Annotated in this window: 18 protein-coding genes; 6 read left to right on the top strand and 12 right to left on the bottom strand. The window is 37.9% G+C overall.

Going from position 1 to position 20,029, the window contains the following annotated elements:
- Positions 1-70: 70 nt before the first annotated feature.
- The 5 genes from ON073_RS00930 to ON073_RS00910 all read right to left on the bottom strand — a co-directional run bounded on the left by ON073_RS00930 (position 71) and on the right by ON073_RS00910 (position 7,126).
- On the bottom strand, positions 71-979 hold the full coding sequence (locus tag ON073_RS00930; protein ID WP_274759980.1) for a hypothetical protein: 909 nt from the start codon (positions 977-979) through the stop codon (positions 71-73).
- Positions 945-1,406, bottom strand: coding sequence for a tellurite resistance TerB family protein (locus ON073_RS00925; protein WP_274759979.1), 462 nt, complete (start codon positions 1,404-1,406; stop codon positions 945-947). The genes ON073_RS00930 and ON073_RS00925 overlap by 35 nt, the downstream gene beginning before the upstream one ends.
- A gap of 167 nt (positions 1,407-1,573) precedes the next feature.
- Positions 1,574-2,803, bottom strand: a complete 1,230-nt coding sequence (locus ON073_RS00920; RefSeq protein ID WP_274759978.1) for a TMEM143 family protein — start codon at positions 2,801-2,803, stop codon at positions 1,574-1,576.
- A gap of 133 nt (positions 2,804-2,936) precedes the next feature.
- Positions 2,937-6,062, bottom strand: a complete 3,126-nt coding sequence (locus tag ON073_RS00915; protein ID WP_274759977.1) for an efflux RND transporter permease subunit — start codon at positions 6,060-6,062, stop codon at positions 2,937-2,939.
- On the bottom strand, positions 6,059-7,126 hold the full coding sequence (locus ON073_RS00910; RefSeq protein WP_274759976.1) for an efflux RND transporter periplasmic adaptor subunit: 1,068 nt from the start codon (positions 7,124-7,126) through the stop codon (positions 6,059-6,061). Before ON073_RS00910 ends, ON073_RS00915 begins: the two co-directional genes overlap by 4 nt.
- Positions 7,127-7,299: 173 nt before the next feature.
- Here ON073_RS00910 and ON073_RS00905 point away from each other — a divergent pair, with 173 nt between their 5' ends.
- The 3 genes from ON073_RS00905 to ON073_RS00895 all read left to right on the top strand — a co-directional run bounded on the left by ON073_RS00905 (position 7,300) and on the right by ON073_RS00895 (position 9,190).
- Positions 7,300-7,542 (top strand): DUF2164 domain-containing protein, encoded by a 243-nt coding sequence (locus ON073_RS00905; protein WP_274759975.1) that lies wholly within the window; start codon positions 7,300-7,302, stop codon positions 7,540-7,542.
- An 81-nt stretch (positions 7,543-7,623) separates the two neighbouring features.
- Positions 7,624-8,361, top strand: coding sequence for a dienelactone hydrolase family protein (locus ON073_RS00900; protein WP_274759974.1), 738 nt, complete (start codon positions 7,624-7,626; stop codon positions 8,359-8,361).
- Positions 8,362-8,539: 178 nt separating this feature from the next.
- Positions 8,540-9,190 carry a hypothetical protein gene (locus tag ON073_RS00895; RefSeq protein ID WP_274759973.1) on the top strand — a complete coding sequence of 217 codons (651 nt, stop codon included), beginning with the start codon at positions 8,540-8,542 and terminating at the stop codon, positions 9,188-9,190.
- On the opposite strand, the gene ON073_RS00890 is transcribed toward ON073_RS00895, so the two are convergent.
- A complete protein-coding gene (locus tag ON073_RS00890) occupies positions 9,191-10,081 on the bottom strand; it encodes a cation diffusion facilitator family transporter (RefSeq protein ID WP_274759972.1) in 891 nt (296 codons plus the stop codon).
- Positions 10,082-10,382: 301 nt separating this feature from the next.
- On the opposite strand from ON073_RS00890, the gene ON073_RS00885 reads away from it, so the two are divergent.
- Together ON073_RS00885 and ON073_RS00880 are read left to right on the top strand one after the other, a co-directional pair.
- Positions 10,383-11,180, top strand: a complete 798-nt coding sequence (locus ON073_RS00885) for a substrate-binding periplasmic protein (RefSeq protein WP_274759971.1) — start codon at positions 10,383-10,385, stop codon at positions 11,178-11,180.
- Positions 11,181-11,289: 109 nt separating this feature from the next.
- Positions 11,290-12,888 (top strand): ABC-F family ATPase, encoded by a 1,599-nt coding sequence (locus ON073_RS00880; protein WP_274759970.1) that lies wholly within the window; start codon positions 11,290-11,292, stop codon positions 12,886-12,888.
- A gap of 159 nt (positions 12,889-13,047) precedes the next feature.
- Here the strand turns inward: ON073_RS00880 and ON073_RS00875 are convergent, their stop codons facing one another.
- From ON073_RS00875 to ON073_RS00850, 6 genes are all read right to left on the bottom strand, one after another.
- On the bottom strand, positions 13,048-13,452 hold the full coding sequence (locus ON073_RS00875; protein ID WP_274759969.1) for a hypothetical protein: 405 nt from the start codon (positions 13,450-13,452) through the stop codon (positions 13,048-13,050).
- Positions 13,452-13,694: a hypothetical protein gene (locus ON073_RS00870; RefSeq protein WP_274759968.1), complete on the bottom strand. Its 243-nt coding sequence runs from the start codon at positions 13,692-13,694 to the stop codon at positions 13,452-13,454. Before ON073_RS00870 ends, ON073_RS00875 begins: the two co-directional genes overlap by 1 nt.
- A gap of 176 nt (positions 13,695-13,870) precedes the next feature.
- On the bottom strand, positions 13,871-14,257 hold the full coding sequence (locus tag ON073_RS00865) for a hypothetical protein (RefSeq protein WP_274759967.1): 387 nt from the start codon (positions 14,255-14,257) through the stop codon (positions 13,871-13,873).
- A gap of 93 nt (positions 14,258-14,350) precedes the next feature.
- Entirely contained in the window at positions 14,351-15,856 is a 1,506-nt protein-coding gene (locus ON073_RS00860) for a methyl-accepting chemotaxis protein (protein ID WP_274759966.1), read from the bottom strand.
- Positions 15,825-16,328, bottom strand: a complete 504-nt coding sequence (locus tag ON073_RS00855; protein WP_274759965.1) for a PAS domain-containing protein — start codon at positions 16,326-16,328, stop codon at positions 15,825-15,827. The genes ON073_RS00860 and ON073_RS00855 overlap by 32 nt, the downstream gene beginning before the upstream one ends.
- Before the next feature lie 103 nt (positions 16,329-16,431).
- Positions 16,432-17,835, bottom strand: coding sequence for a PQQ-dependent sugar dehydrogenase (locus ON073_RS00850; protein WP_274759964.1), 1,404 nt, complete (start codon positions 17,833-17,835; stop codon positions 16,432-16,434).
- Between the two features lie 114 nt (positions 17,836-17,949).
- Between ON073_RS00850 and ON073_RS00845 the strand changes: the two genes are divergently transcribed.
- On the top strand, positions 17,950-20,016 hold the full coding sequence (locus ON073_RS00845; RefSeq protein ID WP_274759963.1) for a TonB-dependent receptor: 2,067 nt from the start codon (positions 17,950-17,952) through the stop codon (positions 20,014-20,016).
- Positions 20,017-20,029: the final 13 nt, after the last annotated feature.

Below are 20,029 nucleotides of genomic sequence, written 5' to 3'. Positions count from 1 at the left end.
CTTATTAATTAGGAATAAATAATAGCAGTTGAAAAATTAACCAAATATGAATTTAAACATGCGCTTCGTGTCAGAATTTTAATGTTGAAGGTGCTATTAAGCTTTTAATTTGTGGATCAGTAATTACTGGGAAGTCTTCTCGGTCCCGATAACGCCGATAAAGGCTGGAAAAAATTGCTGACCGCGATAACTTATCGAGTTCACGTAAAAAGTCACCGGCGTTACTGGTATTCGCATTAATAGCGCAGCAATGTTGATATTGTTTTATCAAAGCAACTAAACTTGGCTTATTATGCGCTTTTAAAGCATTCTCAGCTTCTATAAAAAATGCAACACCAGACCAATACACACGTTGATGCGCCTTTAACTGCCACATATTTTCACTGATATCGCTTAGCCGTCCGCTATTTATTTTAGTATTAACTTTACCTCTTGAAAGCCCCGCTTTGATCCGAGTATAAAACTCATCGCGATTAATTAAGTTATTTTTAAACATCACAATATTTTGTAAATAGGTTGCCAGTCCCTCACCTAACCAAAAAACACTGTAATCGAAAAGAGGATGATAAAGATGGGATAACTCGTGATATAGCGTCCAATCGTTTTTTAAACTAACAAGTGAGGCATAACGATTAAAATGAAGTTCAACTGTGTCTGGTGTCCCTCGTACTATTCTTGCCCAAGGTACTGGTTCTGTTGAAAAATAACGTGGTTTTAAGTCAAACTGATAGTTGCTTTGACAAGGTTCGCCTAATACCAACTCATTCGCTGTTATACCAAATGAAATCCACTCTTTAATTTTTTGTTGATGTGATAACGAAAGCGCATCTAAATGTTGGTACTTTATGGTTTTTGAAGTGCCCAAATTATTAGGTGTAATGGTTGCAAATGAAGATGCACAGAATGAAACAGCTGACAGAATAAGCACTAAATGCCAGCGTAAATTACTCACTCGCTTTTTGGCGGCTTTCTTGCACATGAATTTTTGCCTGAATAAAATCCGCATGAGTAACATACATCAAACCTGCTATTTTTCGTATCAGATGATCTTCATGCCCGTCCACAGAGCCATCCGAAAAGGCAACCTGCCAAAGTAACTCTATAATCTCAATACGTTCAATATCGCTGGTGTGTTCATTCACTACGTTAACAAACGAATACAAATCGATGGCCTTTTCAACGATGCCTTTCGCTTTATCTAATAAATGTGTTGCTGCCTCATTGGGTAAATTACAATACGTGGTCAGTGTAGTGTGAATATTTTCAACTTCCTCTGATACCACTTTGCCATCGGCACGCATTACTTCAACTAAGAGTGCAGCAAGTCCTGTTTCAAAATCGATAGCTGATTTAGTGTTATATTGTTGATTGAATGAAGATAACAATGATTTTAAATGTGCGATCAAAATAATACTCCCAAAAATTTAACGTTAGCAGTTAGCCCGACCCTTGGGTAATAAAAATTTGTTACTAAATGCAATATCGATTCAGCGTTTTTATTTGCCTAGATGTTTTAGATTAAAATGTATCTCTCACCACAAAATCAAAACCCCAAATACCACCAAAACCAGTATTAATACTGGTAAAAATTGTCCCAGCGAGCGTCGAGTCGCGCTTTAGCATCATCGAGTGTTCGCGCAGAGATGTAGTCACCGTCACGTTCTATCAAGTCTAACCTTTCAAGCTTTGCAATTGCATCGGCAATTTCAAAGTCTAATGGGCAGTGATATGTTTGTTCAAACCAATTTTCAATTTCGCTATCAAGCGCTTCACTCGTTAGCTGTGCTTTAGAATTTAACAGCACACTGTAAGCGATTATTGCCTCTTTACAATCCTCTTCTTCAGCTGCATCAATTATGGTGTGAAACACCCCGGCATTATTGTCTAAATTTTTAAAATAGAGGTTATCTGCTAATGCTTTCATAAATTTGATTTTTCTATTTTTAAACTTACTCCACTCTTTAAAAATAAAGCTACCAAATAGTCCTAAGCCTAACCCTAAACTGATTAAATGCTGCTGATTAAACTCAACATTATCATTACGTAGTCCTAACCAGTATGAGATTAACGCAGCAACTAAAATAATTGATGCCCCTAATTTAGTAACCAATACAACTGCCCCACCTACTGCCGCTGATGCACCGATAATTACTTTATCAATTGGCCTCATGCGTACTTCACTGTTTGGAAACAGCATTTCTAAATCAGCTTTGGGCACATTTTGAAAGAGTTTGATGATGGTAGCGCCTGGCTCAAAACCAACTGGCTTTATTTTTTTATTGGCAAAATGTGCTGCATCTTTAAAACGTATAAAAACAGCAACTCTATCGTAATTAGTAAAACTGATGGTTTGTTTTCTAAGTCCCCACCAAGTGCTGAGTGTTTCATTTTTTGTTGAAGCACCACGACGATAAAATACCACTTCAGCAAAATCATCAAAGGCCACTTCGAGCCTGACTTTAAACAGTGATTCTTCCGTTAATGCATCTTGCAAGTCTTGATCTGTAATGATCTCATAATTTGCTGCATTCAGTATTGATGCAAATTCTTGTGCAAAGGTTTTTTGGCAGGTGAGCTTTTCATCATCGCTAATACTTTTTAGCAATTGCGTATCAGCATTTGGGTCAAAAGGTGCGTAATTATCTTTTAATACTTCTAAGCGCTTGTGATATTCAAAATGAATAACACTGGCAAATAATTCTGCAAATTCGATAAAAGACGGTTGCTCTTCTTTTATAAAAAGTGACTGACACATGCTGATCACATCAGACTTTCTAAATGGAATAAAACGCTCTAGCGACATAATTTACTACATACAACAAACCATTTTAAAACTGTACCTTGTTAAAGGGTTGAAACCAACTGCTATAAGAAGTTTCTCGCAACTAAAACCCAAAAGGGCCCACTTTGTGAGCCCTTACATCAAAACTTTTAGTCTACGAACGTTTATCTTTTAACAAAGCAACCAATAACGCAGGTAAAAACGTCAGTGTTAGTAATGTCGACACTAAAATGCCACTCATTACAATAACGCCAACCCCCCGATACAACTCTGTGCCATCACCAGGGATAAGTACCAAAGGGGCAAGACCAAATAATGTCGTTGCTGTTGACATTAAAATGGGCATTAAACGTTTTTCAAGGGCCAGTAAAACGGCTCTTTTTACTTTTACGCCTTGTTCTACAATTAAGCGCCTTGTTTGGTCGACAATAAGAATAGGATTATTAACGACAGTACCAAGTAAAATTAAGAAACCTAGCATGGTTATCATATCGAAAGGCTGGTGATAGCTACTTAAACCAATCTCAGTAAGTAAGGAATTAACGCCATTTACTAAGACTAATCCGAGTAAGCCTCCCGCCATTCCAAGTGGCACTGTTGCCAAAATAAAAAGTGGGTATCGCCAATGAGTAAATATAGCCACCAGCAATAAGTAACTAAGTGCTAAGGCGATTATAAAATTACTCGAAAGAGCTTCCTTTGTTGCTTCAAGCTGATCTGCAGCACCACTGATATTAAGTTTAATACCTTGCGCCAGTTTACCTTGTTGCCAAAGTGTTGGAATAAGCTCATTACGCACTTGTTGCTCTGCAGTTTCAAGCGCAACGCTGCGTGGCGGAATAATATAAACAGTTACAGTACGGTTGCCATCCACTCGACGAATCGAATTACTATTATTTGAATGAGTTAAATCTGCTAATGCATGTAATGGTAGAACGCTGCCATTAGGCGCGACAATAGGCGAACTTGCGAGCTGCGACATGGTTTGTCGATTACCAGCACCGCTGAATAAAAACATATCAATTTTGTCATCATTCAAAATAAATTCATCAACGTATGCCCCATCACTCATCGCTGCGATTGCATAGCCAAAGTCAGCATTGTTGATACCAAGCTCTGCCAAGCGTTGCCAACGCGGTTTTATTTCAACTAAAGGCTGTTCTAACGTTAACGAGCTAGGATCTGAATTTATTTGCGGCTTATCAAACAGTTGATTTGCCTCATCATAAACCGCCTCAGCTGCTGCATATAAATCGGTAATGTTACTGCCCGCAATATCCACAGCCACTGCCCGAGTCCCACCATCATTACTGGATATTATTGAGCCACGAGAACTAAAGGCACGCATTTTGGGATAGCTTTTAAATTTTGTTGTAACTGCTTCCATCATTTGATTGATATGCGCAGGATCTACTGGTGCACTTAAAAACCAAATGCGCCCAACAGATACTGACATAGAATAATATGCAAGCGGCGGCATATCATCTTTGCCAAGGGTAAAATCGCTATCGTCTTTATTAATGTAGACATCAAAATACTGGCGCAATTCGCTGCCAATTTTTTCCATTTCTGACAGGTTATAACTTGGCGGCGCTATCATCATTGAAAAGGCCTTTGGCTCTTCACCTTCAGGCAAGTATTCAGCTGCTGGCATTAAGGCAATTGCACTGGCTAAAATAACAACAAAAAAAGCGGCAACACTAATACGAGCTCGTTTAGTATGTTTAATAAGCCAATGAGCTGGAACTAACCACACCTTTGAAAGAATGAGTTGTTTGCCTTCACTGAGTTGCTCACTTTTACCTATATGTGCAATTGCGCTCGGCACAATAAAAATAGCCACTAACATAGACGCAATAATTGCCCCGGAGATTGCAATGGCGATATCTGAATAAAGCTGCCCTGCTTCTTGTTGCACAAATAAAATTGGCGCAAAAACCATCACAGTTGTGGCTGTAGATGCCAACACAGCAGGCCACACTTCTTTAACCCCATTAATTGCAGCTTGACGCTTACTTATACCTTTTGTCTTGGCTTGCACAATGGCTTCTAGCACCACAATGGTATTATCCACTGTCATGCCGATGGCAAAAGCGACCCCCGCAAGAGAAATAACATTAATTGTTCGACCAAAGAGGCTTAACGCAAAAAATGCCGCAATAGTACACAGTGGAATACCAATCATGCCAACAAGGGTTGCACGCCCTGAACGTAAGAAAAAGTACATCACTAACGTTGCGAGTAGTGCACCTAAGCCAAGATTAAACCATACATTTTTAAGTGAACTTCTGACATATTTAACATCATCACTCATTAACTTGAGTTCTAAACCATTTTGACTTAGCAGCTGCTGATTAAGCTCATCAACAATCGGTAGCATTGCATCTTTTATCGCCAATACATTAGAGCCACTTTCACGTCTTACCGATAAGCTAAGTGTTCGTTCACCATCAGAGTAAGACATGCTTCTTGTTTCAAAATGATCTAAGCTCACAGAGGCAACATCTTTTAATAAAATATCGACATTGTTTTTGCGTGCAATGATCAGATTTTCGAGTTGTTTTAATGTTTCGAATCGTGCAACAACCCTTAATAAATAGCGGCTTGACCCCGATTCAATGTCTCCTGCTGAAGCGTCTTTGTTACGGCTGCGAATAGCCGTTCTAAGTTCTGGTAAACTAATCCCACGCTGTGCTAAACGATGTGCATCAACTTTAATTTGAATTTGCCTTTGCGCGCCACCACCAACGCGTACTTCAGACACTCCCGCTACACTCTCCATTCGAGGCCTAACATAATCTTCAGCAAAATCACGTAACAAATCGACATCTAATTTGAGAGGATTTCCTTTTTGCGGTTTCAATGTAAAGTACATAAATGCATTACCCGAAAACGAGCTCGAAAACAGCCTAGGCTGGTCAACATTCTCGGGATAAGCTGGCACTTGGCTTAAAGCATTATTTACACGAATAAGTGCATCATTGGCATCGACACCAAACGGAAATTCGAGCTCAATACTCGCTGAGCCCATTTCACTGTAAGACGTCATACGTGATAAATTAGCTAAAGAACGTAAATAACGCTCTTGCTCAATTATAATTTCTTTTTCTACATCTTGTGGTGTGGCACCGGGCCAGCCTGTTTGTACAGTAATTGTTCTTACTTCAAGATCAGGGATCATTTGCACAGGAATACTAAGGGCAGTAACTAAACCAAGAATACTGGTTATAAGCACACAAACCGCAACTAAAATCCCACGATTAACTGCTGCACTTATCATTTAGCACTTCCCTTTACAGATGCAACACTGACTTGCATACCCTCTTTAAGAGCCTCAACACCGGAAACCACAAATGCTAAATTGCTAGGCGCGTTAATTACCGCGACTTGATCCGCTTTTTCATCAACTATCTGAATTAGGTGACGTTTGGCTACATTCTCAGTTACCGAAAAAACACTATAACCACCATCAGGGTGATGCTTTATTGCTGTTTTTGGTAACCAAATTTGTTGTTGCCCAGCTGAAAATCTAATTAAAGCCCGTGCTGATACCCCGGAGATTAATCCTTCGTTATTTGTAATATCGGCAAATACAGTAAAAGTACGTGTCGTTTCATCTGCTGCTGCAATGACGTGTGATATCGGTAATTCAATTGGTGCAAAATTTGTAAGCTCAGGAGATGCTAAAACCGTAAGTTTGTTATGTTGGAACTTTGAAAAATATTCCTGTGGTACTGCTAACTCAAGCCTGAGTTTATCATTTGCCACAATTGAAAATGCCGGTGATTGGGGTGTGATCCATTCGCCAACTTCTACATGTCGTTTACTTATAACCCCACTAAATGGTGCAGTTAAACGGTGTCTATTCACTACCTCTTGTTGCTCTTCAAAAAGCGCTTTGGCGACTGCCTGTTGGGCTTCAGCTTTAGCTTTAGCTGCTGCTCTTTCAGCAATGAGTGTTTTTGCTACTACTTGCTGTTTTGATAATGACAGTACCTCTTGATATAAGCGTACGGCTTCTTGATGGGCTATTTTAGATGCTTCAAGGGTGGCCTTTGCTTGTGCCAATTGTGCTTTAGCAAGCGAATTATTTAATTCAAGCAACGGTTCGCCGTGTTTAACTTTTTGTCCGGCTTCTACAAAAATATGTGCAATTACACCTTGTTCTAATACAGTCACATTTGCTTGTTGTTTTGATTTTATAGTGCCTGAAAGTGCCAGCGGCTCTGTTACTTGATTTACATCAGCATAGATTAAATCCACCGATGTGTCTTTTGCCGTGAGTGATAAGCTTATCAGCAGAAACAAAACACAAAAGCCATGTTTAAAATTCAGTGTGTTCATAACCTTACCTTTATAAATGATAATTATTTGCATCTATTCTAACTATTAGTAAAATAATGCCAATTTGTTTGCGATAAACAGCAGGCTTTTGTCGCTTAATTGTTTGTGGCAATCAAAAGAGTTAACCTTTCGGATTTAAATAAAATTTATCAATAATAATAGAAGCACAATACATGACAATCACACTAAACGATCACGATAAACAGCTATGCATTGAGAAGTTACAAAACTATTTTGAAGCAGAGTTAGATACAGAATTAGGTCAATTCGATGCAGATTTTTTACTGGATTTTATCGCAAAAGAAATTGCAGCGTCTTTTTATAATCAAGGCCTTTATGACGCACAAACATTACTGCAAAGTAAAATTGATACACTTTATGATGGCTTTAGTGAACTTGAAAAGCCGGTGCGATAAACGAATTATTAATTTAATTCATATGCAAATCGGTTTTGTAAATTTTAAAATACCAATAATTTTACTAGTTAAGACAGCTTTATGATTATTTCACAGCACCAACATGACTTAGATACACCCACAGGTGTAATGCGTACCTATCGTTACTCTCCTGCTATAACGGGAAATTATCCGTGCTTAATTTTTTATTCTGAAATTTTTCAACAAACAGCGCCTATCGCACGTTCAGCAAAAATATTAGCAAGTCATGGATTTCATGTATTAGTGCCTGAGGTATTTCATGAGCTAAATCCGATAGGTACAGTGCTTGGTTACGATGATGATGGCAAGGACAAAGGTAATAACGACAAGTGGACCAAACCACTTGAATCGCATGACAGCGATACAGTTGCGTTAATTGAATTTGCAAAAACGCTCGAAGGTTGTAATGGTAATGTTGGTGCAATTGGCGTGTGCATTGGCGGCCACCTTGCTTATCGAGCAGCACTTAATGGCAATATTAAATCGGCATTTTGTTTGTATGCAACCGATATTCACAGCAATACTTTACCTGCCAATAGTGGCAATAATTCGTTAGAACTTATCAAAGATATACAAGGCGAAATTCACTTTATTTTTGGTAAACAAGATCCGCATGTACCTGTTGAAGGAAGAATCAAACTTTACCAAGCGTGCCAGCAAAGCGGTATTAATTTTCACTGGCAAGAAGTAAATGCACAGCACGCCTTTATGCGTGATGAAGGTGAACGCTATGATGCAGCACTTGCAATCACCATGTATCAACAAGCGGTAGCACTTTTTAATCGTACATTATCGTAATTGTCGCGAAAGTTAGATTAATGTAGTAAACAGGTTTAGTTTGCTACATTATTAACGTTCGTTTAACCTTTTCTTACAGTCACTTACACTTTCCGACGAAGAATTACAGAAGAAGCATTTACCCCATACATTTAGCACCCTAAACTGCCCACATGTACTAAAAGCAGGAACGCTACATGTGAATACTCTCTCAACTTTTTCGTCAAATCACTCATCAAGAACTGTTGTTAAATGGAATTTATTTTATATTCTTGCGGTGATTGCTGTTTGTCTTATGGTTAATCTAAGCGTACGTTTAGATTATTATTTCCTAAAAGGGATCCCTGAACTATCAATAACAGAAACTCTTCAGGGATTAGCGCTAATCTTTATTAATATTTTGTTTTATAAAGCGATTAAAATTAGCAGTATTGGCTCTGGCAGCTTATTGGTTTTTGGCTTTTTTACAGCACTTTTGATTCGTGAATGTGATTTTTGGTTTGATAAAATAAGCCACGGCTTTTGGCTTTATCCTGCATTGATTTCAACTTTGTCTGTTCTTTATCTTTTTTCTAGAAAACGAAAACAAGGTCTGCGTGAATTTGTCAATTTATTAAAACTGCCTGCAATGAGTAAGGTGATTGTCGGCGTAGTGGTTTTAGTTATTTTTAGTCGTATTTTTGGTACGGGTAGTTTTTGGCGAGAGGTAGTTAGCCAAGATGCTTTTGTCGTAAAAACAATCATCCAAGAAGGCTTAGAACTACTTTGCTATTGCTTTATCTCAATAGGTGCATGGGAAACCTATCAACAGGCTAAAATGGCCAATACACCAAACTGTAATAACCGATAACTATTTCTGTGTGTTTGGTAAATAACACGCATCAAATGATTGCTCATTTAAGAGGGTTTCAATGGTCGAGTGGCTAATTGCAAACTCCTCTTTGAGCATCGCCTTAACTAAATTAAGATCCTGATCAGTGAGTTCAATATTTGCTTCTAGATGAAGTGTATTATCATCCAATTGCCACACATGCAGATGATGCACTGCTTTTACGTTTTTAAGTGTAAGTAATGCCTGATGCACTGCATCAACATCGATTTCTGCTGACGTACCTTGCATTAAGATAACTATAGATTGTTTGGCAAAGCCAATTCCGTGATAAATCACATAAATGGAGATGACAATTGTTGCGATTAAATCGACCAAATACCATTGGTAAAGAATAATCAAACTGCCTGACACAATCACAACAAGGGATGCAAAAGCATCTGATAAGTTATGTACAAAAGCAGCTTTTAAATTTAAGTTAGTTTTAGCACCTGCTTTGTAAGTTAACCACGCCGTTACTGCATCAATAACAAGCGCAATCGCCGCAATATAAACCACTATCCAGCCATCCACCGTTTTAGGTTCTAAAAACTGTGTTATTGCCTCATAAATTAAATAGGCTCCTACTACAATCAAGGTTGAGCTATTAATTAATGCACCAATAATTTCAGCACGTTTATAGCCAAAACTCATGGTGCTTGAAGCAGGTTTTCGCGCAATGCGCCTCGCGATTATTGCTATAACTATAGCGCCAGCATCACTTAAATTGTGAAGGGCATCTGCAACTAGCGCCATACTGCCTGCAAGTGCACCACCAACAATTTGTGCAATGGTTAATACAATATTTATCGCAACAGCCCATGACAGTTGTTTATCTCCATGGTGATGATGGTGGTGGTGCGAATGCGACATAAAGAATCCTATATAATTTTCACAATGCTAAACTCACTTTACGCGATACATTGTTTGGTTACACCGCTTTAGTAACATAAGTAACATAAATCATCTCACTGAGTTATTTACCATATGTTTTAACTTACGTTTAACGCTTGCTAAGTAACAACTATTTATTAATTACTATATTGTTTTTTTATTGTTAGTTTATATATATCGCTTTTTAAATTCATTTTTTAAAAGGCAAATCACAGATCACATCAGCAAAAATGCTCACTTTGTATATACTTTACAATAACGTTATTGCTAAGTGGCCGCTATGTTTAAACTCTGTATTGCACCCTTTTTCAGCTTATATTCATTGAGTGTAATTGCTTTAGATAGCGTAAAACCAATTGAATGTAATACGCCTCTTAAGTTATCAATTACCAATGATTGGTACCCTTATGTTCGTTATTCAAAGTATGAAGAACCAAGCGGTATTGATGTCGAGCTTTTAAGAAAAGTATTGCTTGAGATGGATTGTGATTTAATCGTTTTACAATTTCCTGAAAGGCGAAGTTTATTTGAATTAAGCATGGGGAATTTTGATATCGCCCTTGGTGCAAGTAAAAACCCCGAGAGAGAGTCAGATTTTCACTTTTCTAATAAATACCGCATTGAGCGTAACCGCTTTGCTTATCGACATAATGATAGCAGTTTACAAAGCATCGATTCCCTTAAAGAGATTATCAAAAACCGTAAACTCATAGGTGTTAACCTTGCTGGCTGGTACGGTGATGAATTGGAGCATGCCAAAAAAGACTATAACGGTTTTATTTTTTCTGAAACCACAATCAAACGCCTTGAAATGTTAGCTAAAAATCGCGTTGATATTGTGATTGATGATGACGTTGTTCTTTGTAGTGAAATAACCCGTCAAAATCATAAAAACGTTAATATTCACCCTTTACTACTCTCACAAGCTGATATTCATTTTATTTTCAATAAATACAGTATTTCGCCAACATTCATGGCGCAGTTCAACAAGGCGCTTGAAACAGTACTCGCCAGTGGCGAACTTGAATCATTATTTGGTGATTTTGTCTCTTCAACTTGCAGCGATTTACTTAATTAACGCTAATTTGCGCCGCTTTTCTTTTATTAAAATAAACGCTGCATTTGCTATTTTGTGCTGCTATATGGTGATAAAATGCCGCAAATTTTTATTGGGTTATAGATAAACAATGCTTAGTTCAAACAATATCACCATGCAATTTGGTGCAAAGCCACTTTTTGAGAATATTTCGGTTAAATTTGGTGACGGTAACCGTTATGGTCTAATTGGCGCAAACGGCTGTGGTAAATCAACATTTATGAAAATCTTAAGTGGTGAGCTTGAGCCAAGCGCTGGTAACATTTCATATGATCCTAATGAGCGTATTGCAAAACTAAATCAGGATCAGTTCGCTTACGAGGAATTTACCGTAGTTGATACCGTAATTATGGGCCATAAAGAGCTGTGGGATATCAAAAAAGAGCGCGATCGTATTTATTCTCTTCCAGAAATGAGTGAAGAAGAAGGCATGCTTGTTGCTGAGCTTGAAACACAATTTGCTGAGATGGATGGCTATTCAGCAGAGGCTAAGGCTGGTGAATTATTACTCGGTGTAGGTATTCCTACAGAGCAGCATTATGGTTTGATGTCGGAAGTTGCCCCAGGGTGGAAACTACGTGTGCTACTTGCACAAGTACTTTTTGCTGAACCAGATATCATGTTACTCGACGAGCCAACCAACAACTTAGATATTTACACCATCAAATGGCTTGAAGATGTTTTGAATCAACGTGATTGTACTATGATCATCATCTCACACGACCGTCACTTCTTAAACTCTGTATGTACGCATATGGCAGATATTGATTTTGGTGAGCTTCGTATTTACCCGGGTAATTATGATGAGTACATGTTTGCTGCTACTCAAGCGCGTGAACGTCTACTTTCAGACAATGCCAAGAAGAAAGCACAGATTGCTGAATTACAACAGTTTGTTTCTCGCTTCTCAGCAAACGCTTCAAAAGCAAAGCAAGCAACATCACGTGCAAAACAAATTGATAAAATACAATTAGAAGAAGTTAAAGCATCAAGCCGTCAAAACCCATTTATTCGCTTTGAACAATCTAAGCAATTATTTAGAAATGCGTTAGAACTTGAAAACTTAAGCCAAGGCTATGATGACACCTTGTTCAGTAAGTTAACGGCACTTGTTGAAGTAGGCGAGAAAGTTGCCATTATCGGTGAAAATGGTGTAGGTAAAACGACCCTTCTTCACACGCTTGCTAATCGTTTAGCACCTAAATATGGTGAAGTTAAATGGTCTGAAAATGCCAATATTGGTTATTACGCGCAAGATCATGCTGATGATTTTGAAAAAGACATTACACTTTTCCAATGGATGGAGCAATGGCAACAGCCTGGTGATGACGAACAAGTTGTTCGCGGTTATTTAGGCCGTTTACTGTTCTCACAGAACGATATTCAAAAATCCGTTAAGGTGATTTCGGGCGGTGAGCAAGGTCGCATGTTATTCGGTAAGCTAATGATGCACAAACCAAACATCTTGCTGATGGACGAACCAACAAACCACATGGATATGGAATCGATTGAATCACTTAACTTAGCGCTTGAGCAGTACTCAGGTACTTTGTTCTTCGTCTCTCACGACCGTCAATTTGTATCATCACTTGCAACACGCATTTGGGAAATTAAAGACGGAAAAGTTATCGATTTCCAAGGTACTTACGATGAATATTTAGCGAAAAAAGAAGCTGAAGAAAATCGTTAATCTCCATTTGAAAAGGCGCTAATATAAGCGCCTTTTTTATTAGCTAAACATACACCTTAACATTACTTAGTTCGGGTTAGTAACTTAGCCTTTGTCCCTAAAAGTAAGCTATCGTAGTTTTATCCAACTTTTAACTTATTTAATTTGAACAATTAGTCGTCACCTCCACCAGCCAAAGATTGAATTTGCACCAAGATAGCTACCCAGTCCAATAATTGTGAGCACAATAGAGGGTAAAGCTAAGGAAAATAAATTGTTAATGTGTATTCGTTCATTTTTGCCTTCACTTCCTACCAGTACTTCAACGTTATCATTTATATGATAGAAGGCCGCAATCGTCGCATCCTCACATAAGAATTCTTTTCTACCTTGGGTATCATAGTACTCAATTAGCAAATGTTTATTGCGAGCCCCCTTTGCGATGCCATCATGATTTTTTGTTACCAAATCTATTACGACACCTTTATAAATGTGAGCTTTTGCACGAAATCTCAAACGAATTATGAGTAACCAAGTCGCTATTAATAAGCACACTACACTGACCAAAAGCATATAATAGCCCATTAGCGCTTTCCCGTATTAGGTCGGTCTTTACTAAAAAAGCCTATCCATGTTGTAAGAAAACATAAAACCAAGTCGACAATTAAGCTTGTGTAAAATTTAAAAGGTTGATTAATCGCAGTTACAATCACTTCGTTACCTTGAATACGATAAGAATAATCACCATCTAACATGGTTATCAACCCCACCGCAGTAGCAATACTAAACACACGGGCAAACCAGCGTGTCCGCCTTTCGGTAAACATTAAAATATTGCCTCATTTAATGATTTTTTGTTTAACATTCTTCGTACACATGACTATTTAATTTAAGATTAACTGACTGTACACAAAATTGAGTTATAAGTAGAAAAGTATTAAGTAAGGAAATTTTTCAAAGCATATTCTAAATTTCGTATGTTTTTTAAAGCGGTATTAAATCTCTAAGTTGATTTGATGTGAAAGTCATACTGAGAAAGCCATATTTCTGCTTCTTGCATTGTTGTGACTTTTATAAACGGGATATGTGCATTTTCGATATGATGTTGAATATGTTGACCTTGCTCTATGCTGTCTACTAACCAGCACTCGGCTTTTTGCTTACTTCTTGCGAGTTGAATTGTCTTATTATGTTTATAGTTAATAACTTCTTCAGATACACGCCATCCACGTAAATCGGCAAAAAGCGCCCAAGGTACATTTCTAACCCGTGATATCGTTTCATCAAGCGAGGTTAAATAACCAATGTCAGCTTGAATATTCCAATCACCTGAAATCTTAGCGATTACGAGATTATTTTTAAGTGTTACATCATATACGGGTTCAATCATAATGGGTGATATTGATTACATTAACATTGGCAAACATCATTCATCTCTAATGAACTAGTATCTAACATACACTGTAATTAATTTAATGCTTTGTTAAAACAAGTCTATTTCAGTATCTGCTGTGCTAGCGGAGCTCGATTCAAAATGTTTTTTCTGCTCAGCGAGCGTATCCATTAAATTAACTAATTGCTTACTGGCAATTTCAGCATATTCAAATTCAGTTTGTAATAATTTCTGGAATTCTTTGCTGGTTTGCCAATCAGTATTTAATAAAGCAAGGGCATTATGCACGTGTTCATGCACGGCTTTATGCGGTGCGTCTATTTCTGAATAACAAGGTAGATGAGAATATTCATGTGCCCCTTCACCATTATGATACCAATGCCCAAATCGACATGACTTATCATCTACCATTACTTGTTCTGCATTTTTACTGCGAGCATCGTTATGTTCAACCGCCCAATAAGCACGCTGCATATATAAAGTATGATCTACCTTGGTTAAAGTTACATTACAAATGGCATGCACATTGGAAACCAATTCATACACTTCTTGTGAGGCACGCATTACTTTTTCAAAGCCCCCGCTAAAGGTTGAAATAAGCGATTTGGACTCTGTTGAAGCATGAGCCATACCATCTGAACGACTCAATACGTCTTCTAAAGCTGATGTAAAGCGCCCTGCTATTGAGCCAATTTCGCCAGCTGTTTTTTTTGTGGTTTCAGCAAGTACTTTTACTTCATCAGCAACAACAGAAAAGCCTCTACCATGTTCACCTGCGCGAGCAGCTTCTATGGCTGCATTAAGGGCTAATAAGTTAGTTTGTTCCGCTACCTTTACAATAATGGTTACCATTTCTGTAATTTGCTTACCCGCTTCAGATAATTCGACAGTTGTTTGCGACAATGAGCTGGAGTCGTTTGCAAAGCGTTCAATCGTATTAAAAAGCACACCCACATTATCATTGTTATGCATAGTGATATTGAGTGACTCTTGCGATAATGTTTGGATCTCAGTCATATCATGCGCGATGGTGTTTAAATCTTTTTGGGTTGCACTTAAGTTATCGATAAGGTTGTCAGCTTTATTAGCAGAAAGTTCGTTTAGGGTGGCATCGCGCCTTGCACGCATAAAGTCTTCTTTCATCGAATCGATGGAGCGGTCAATTATCGCTAAGTTTGCATGAAAGCCCTTTTTTAAGCCCTTTTGCAGTGATTTACGATAAAATCGATTTTGATTTGCTGCTTTAAAGCACGCTTGCATCTCTCTTAAAGATGCCTCTATTTGGTCAATAGCAGAATTCAAATTCCAAGCAAGGGGAGCGTATTGGCTAAAATTGTTTATATTCGTGATACGCGTTTCTAAATCACCTTCTGCATATCGCTCGCTTGCAGCAATGATTTTTTGTAGCAGTGGGTCTATATTCTGCTGTTTATTATCAATCAGAAAAAAGTTAACCGTTAGCCATACAGGTAAGCAAATTAACCACCAAAAGTTACCCCCGCCCCCAAACACTAACACCAAGGTTAAAAGTAAAATTAAAATTGCAGAAACTACATTTTTGGGTTCACTCAAAGAATTGAAGTAACGTTGCCACATAATCTTCTCCTAACCCATCAAATTCATTCAGTAAGTATTGCCAAGAGGCATTCATACCAGCTTCTTTATCACTTTGTTGCTGTTCTATTTTCAGCATATTTTCATAAATTGGCGCCAATAAATTAATTAAGTTTTCAGTTGGCTTTCTTCTGACAGAGTAATAACCTATGGTTTTGCCATTGGCATCGAGGGAGGCGCTAATATTGGCAAACGCCCAATAATAATCGCCATTTTTACATCGATTTTTTACCAGTCCAAAAAATTCATCTTGCTTAGCAATGGTTTGCCATAACATTTTGTATACCCCTTTTGGCATTTCGGGGTGACGAATAATATTATGAGGTTGACCTATTAGCTCACTCTCTTGATAACCCGAGATAGAAATGAAGGTGGCATTGCAGTAAGTAATAATACTTTTAGTATCCGTTTTAGATACAATGATTTGATTGTCGGGGAAAGATACTTCTGGCATGGCTAAACACTATTTGTTTTATTTAATGTTTAGTTCAAATTTTTGTTTCGCGCAAATTGTAAAACAAGGCACATTAATCAAATGTGCCTTGTTCTATAAGTAGTTATTGAGTAATCGCAATAATCTTACTTTGGTTTTTATCTCGATCATTGATGGTTAAATAAAGTGAGCCGTTCGGTGCTGTAATTACATCTCTAATGCGCCCGAGGCCTTTTAAAATAATCTCATCTTCGACCACTTTATTATCTTCGATACGTAAACGGTGCAATTCTTTCTTCGCTAAACTACCGACAAATAAATCACCTTGCCAGTGCTTAAATTGCGTACCGCTATAAAAATTAATACCAGCAACAGCTATCGACGGTGTCCAGTGGTGTATTGGCGATTGCATACCAGGTAGTTCTGTATGCTCAGTAATCGGGGTGCCATTGTAATTCATACCAAACGTTACCTTTGGCCAGCCATAGTTAACACCTTTACTAACTAGGTTTAATTCATCACCACCACGAGGACCATGTTCAGTAGACCATAGTTGGCCGTTTGTAGGGTTAATAGTTAAACCTTGAGGGTTACGGTTACCATAGGTCCAAATCGTTTTCTGAGCCCCTTTTTCATTATAAAACGGGTTATCTTTTGGAATGCTTCCATCTTTGAAAATTCGATGTATCTTTCCATTTTGAGTGGTAATGTCTTGCGCATCATTTTGATGACCCTCATCGCCATTGGTAAAGAATAAATAGTCACCTTGAATGGCAAAACGTGAGCCAAAATGCCAGCCTCGGTTTTTACGGTTCTGTGGTTTTGCCTCAAACAAAGTTTGTTGTTCTACCCAAGTACCGTCTTTAATTTTACCTCGTACAATTTTTGTAAAAGCAATTTCATCACCTGCCTCATTTTTACCTGCAGATTGACTGAACGATAAATAAATCCAGCCATTACTTTGATAATCAGGATCTGGATAAACATCAAGTAAACCGCCTTGGCGGTTATGCCACACTTCTGGAGTGCCCTTAATTAATGTTTTTTTACCTTCTTTAGAAACATGCCAAAGTTGCCCTTCTCTTAGGGTATAAAGAAGACTATTGTCAGGTAAAAAATCAAGCGCCCAAACAATGCCATCCGTCGTTAATATCTCTTGTGTACTAACGGTATGATGTTTTGTTTTAAATACTTTTCCTAACTGTGACTCAGGCGCTTTTTGTTGTTCAATTTTTGCGCCTGCTTCGCGAATATAAACAACCAAAGTGCGCACTTCTTCATCACTTAAAACACCGCCAAATGCTGGCATTCCAGCTTTTGCGATGCCTTGTTTAATTGCATTCGAAAGAGCTTCATCGGTGCCTTTTGTTAGCCACTCCTTATCAACGAGTGAACCTGCCATGCCTCCTGTTAATGCTTCACCATGACACGAAGCACAGGTTGATTTAAATAGATCTTCAACTTTTGCCTGAACAGAACAACTTAAAGCTGCAAAAATTGCCGCCCCTAATATCGGTAACTTATTCATTTTTTGATACATATTATTATTTCACGGTAGATCGATTAATTGCTTAATGCAGTATAATGTGCCGAGTTTAAATTTACAGTCAAGTTGCGATTAAAGGTTAGTTTGGTGCGAAAAGTGTTTAAAAAATCAATTATAACAAGTGTTATTGCAATTCAATTCAATGTGAACGCAATCACATTAAATAACGAGAATACTGATATAGAAACCATCGTAACTACCGCAAACCGTTCAGCGCAAAGCCATATTAAGCTTATTGGTAATACCAGTGTTATTGCAAAAGACGCTATCGAATCAATTAATGCTGAACATTTAAATCAAGTGTTAAGCCTTGCTTCGGGTGTTTGGTTAAGCCGCGGAAATGGGCAAGAATCTCTACTTTCTATTCGCTCCCCAGTACTGACAGGCTCAGGGTCTTGCGCAGAGTTTTTAACCCTAGAAAATGGCATTAGTTTACGTGCGCCTGGTTTTTGTAATGTAAATCAGTTATTTGATAGTCATTTCGAAATTAGCGACCAAATTGAAGTGGTAAAAGGTAATAACTCTGCTCGTTACGGCTCTAATGCAATTCATGGCATTATCAACTTAACAAACACCCTTTATAATCAAACACCACAAGCAAGTATCGATATCGCAAGTGATGATTTTTACCGATTTAATGGAACGTATAGCCATGACTTTGATGATTTATCATTTGGTGCTGCAGTTACTTTAAGTTCTGATGGTGGTTTTCAGCAAAGCTCAGGCTATCAGCAACAAAAAGTATCTGCCGCGGCACAACACAATTTCGGCAATTGGCAATCCACTCATCATTTTACTTTAACGAATCTCACGCAAGATACAGCCGGTTATTTACAACAAGGTGAAAATGCTTACCAAGATAAATCGTTGCTTAAAATAAATGCTTTTCCAGATGCTTATCGCGATAGCTTGTCACTACGTTATAGTATTAACAACCAACTTGAATTAGATAAGTCAATTTGGCAAATAACACCCTATTTGCGTTACAACCAAATGGACTTTTTAATGCATTTTTTACCTGGCACACCTGTAGAAGAAAACTCACAACAAAGCGTCGGGGTGCAAATAAACAGAGTTGGCGTTATCAGTGACAAGATTAAATTAAAAATAGGCAGTGATATTGATTTAACCGAGGGCGAAGTGCTGCAATATCAAAGTAATGAGACAGAATCTGACTCTGCTTTTTTACGCGCTGTTTTACCTAAGGGAAAACACTACGACTACAGCGTGTTTGGTCAAAGTTATGCCCTCTTTAGTCAATTGGATATGGCATTATCATCCTCGCAAAACGCATTTGTTGCTTTACGCTATGATTTAACCCAATACGATTATACTAACAACATCTCAAGCGGTAATTTAAAAGACGATGGCACACCATGCGGCTTTGGTGGTTGCCGTTATACTCGCCCTAGCAATCAAACCAATGCCTTTAACGATTTAAGCTACAGTGTTGGGTATTCATATGCATTAAATGAACACACTCTAATTTTTGTAAAAGTTGATGATAGCTTTAGAGCACCGCATACGGCTGAGTTATATCGTTTGCAAAACAATCAAAAAGACATCACCATCGATAGTGTTGATGCTAAACAGCAAGAATTTGGCATGCGCTTTGTTAATGGAACCTTTTTCAGCGAACTAAATGTCTATAATTTAGAAAAACAAAATGCCATTTATCAAGATGCTGATAGACATTATTTAAATGGCTTAGATACTCGTCATCGCGGTATCGAACTCGACCTAAATTGGCATCTTACAGGTAATATTAAGGCACGATTAAATAGCAGTTACGCCAAGCATACTTATCAAAATAATCCGCAAAATGGACCGAGCATTAAAGGAAATGAAATTGATACCTCTCCACGATTAATCGCTAATGCGCAAATAGATTGGCAAGTATCTGATAATGTGAATACCCAATTTGAAACGCGTTATCTCGACGGTTACTACCTAGATGCTGAGAACACCCAGCAATACGAAGGTCATACTGTTAGCAACTTGCGCACTCGCTTGTATTTAAATGAGCAGCTTAGCCTTTCTGTTGCTGTTTTAAATCTATTTGATAAACGCTATGCAGAGCGCGCTGATTACGCGTTCGGTAACCATCGTTATTTTGTAGGTGAACCAAGGAACTTCACAGCACAACTTAAATATCAGTTTTAACTAAACTTATTGA

Origin of the sequence: Pseudoalteromonas sp. G4 (genome assembly GCF_028875915.1) — a bacterium.
Classification (GTDB): Bacteria; Pseudomonadota; Gammaproteobacteria; order Enterobacterales; family Alteromonadaceae; genus Pseudoalteromonas.
The sequence above is the reverse complement of the archived record's forward strand: the minus strand, read 5'-3'. Positions and strand labels throughout refer to the sequence as shown.

Coding starts and splice junctions, on each gene's coding strand:
- ON073_RS00930 (WP_274759980.1), bottom strand. CDS start 979: ATGTGCAAGAAAGCCGCCAAAAAGCGAGTGAGTAATTTACGCTGGCAT.
- ON073_RS00920 (WP_274759978.1), bottom strand. CDS start 2,803: ATGTCGCTAGAGCGTTTTATTCCATTTAGAAAGTCTGATGTGATCAGC.
- ON073_RS00915 (WP_274759977.1), bottom strand. CDS start 6,062: ATGATAAGTGCAGCAGTTAATCGTGGGATTTTAGTTGCGGTTTGTGTG.
- ON073_RS00910 (WP_274759976.1), bottom strand. CDS start 7,126: ATGAACACACTGAATTTTAAACATGGCTTTTGTGTTTTGTTTCTGCTG.
- ON073_RS00905 (WP_274759975.1), top strand. CDS start 7,300: ATGACAATCACACTAAACGATCACGATAAACAGCTATGCATTGAGAAG.
- ON073_RS00900 (WP_274759974.1), top strand. CDS start 7,624: ATGATTATTTCACAGCACCAACATGACTTAGATACACCCACAGGTGTA.
- ON073_RS00890 (WP_274759972.1), bottom strand. CDS start 10,081: ATGTCGCATTCGCACCACCACCATCATCACCATGGAGATAAACAACTG.
- ON073_RS00885 (WP_274759971.1), top strand. CDS start 10,383: ATGTTTAAACTCTGTATTGCACCCTTTTTCAGCTTATATTCATTGAGT.
- ON073_RS00880 (WP_274759970.1), top strand. CDS start 11,290: ATGCTTAGTTCAAACAATATCACCATGCAATTTGGTGCAAAGCCACTT.
- ON073_RS00875 (WP_274759969.1), bottom strand. CDS start 13,452: ATGGGCTATTATATGCTTTTGGTCAGTGTAGTGTGCTTATTAATAGCG.
- ON073_RS00870 (WP_274759968.1), bottom strand. CDS start 13,694: ATGTTTACCGAAAGGCGGACACGCTGGTTTGCCCGTGTGTTTAGTATT.
- ON073_RS00865 (WP_274759967.1), bottom strand. CDS start 14,257: ATGATTGAACCCGTATATGATGTAACACTTAAAAATAATCTCGTAATC.
- ON073_RS00860 (WP_274759966.1), bottom strand. CDS start 15,856: ATGTGGCAACGTTACTTCAATTCTTTGAGTGAACCCAAAAATGTAGTT.
- ON073_RS00855 (WP_274759965.1), bottom strand. CDS start 16,328: ATGCCAGAAGTATCTTTCCCCGACAATCAAATCATTGTATCTAAAACG.
- ON073_RS00850 (WP_274759964.1), bottom strand. CDS start 17,835: ATGAATAAGTTACCGATATTAGGGGCGGCAATTTTTGCAGCTTTAAGT.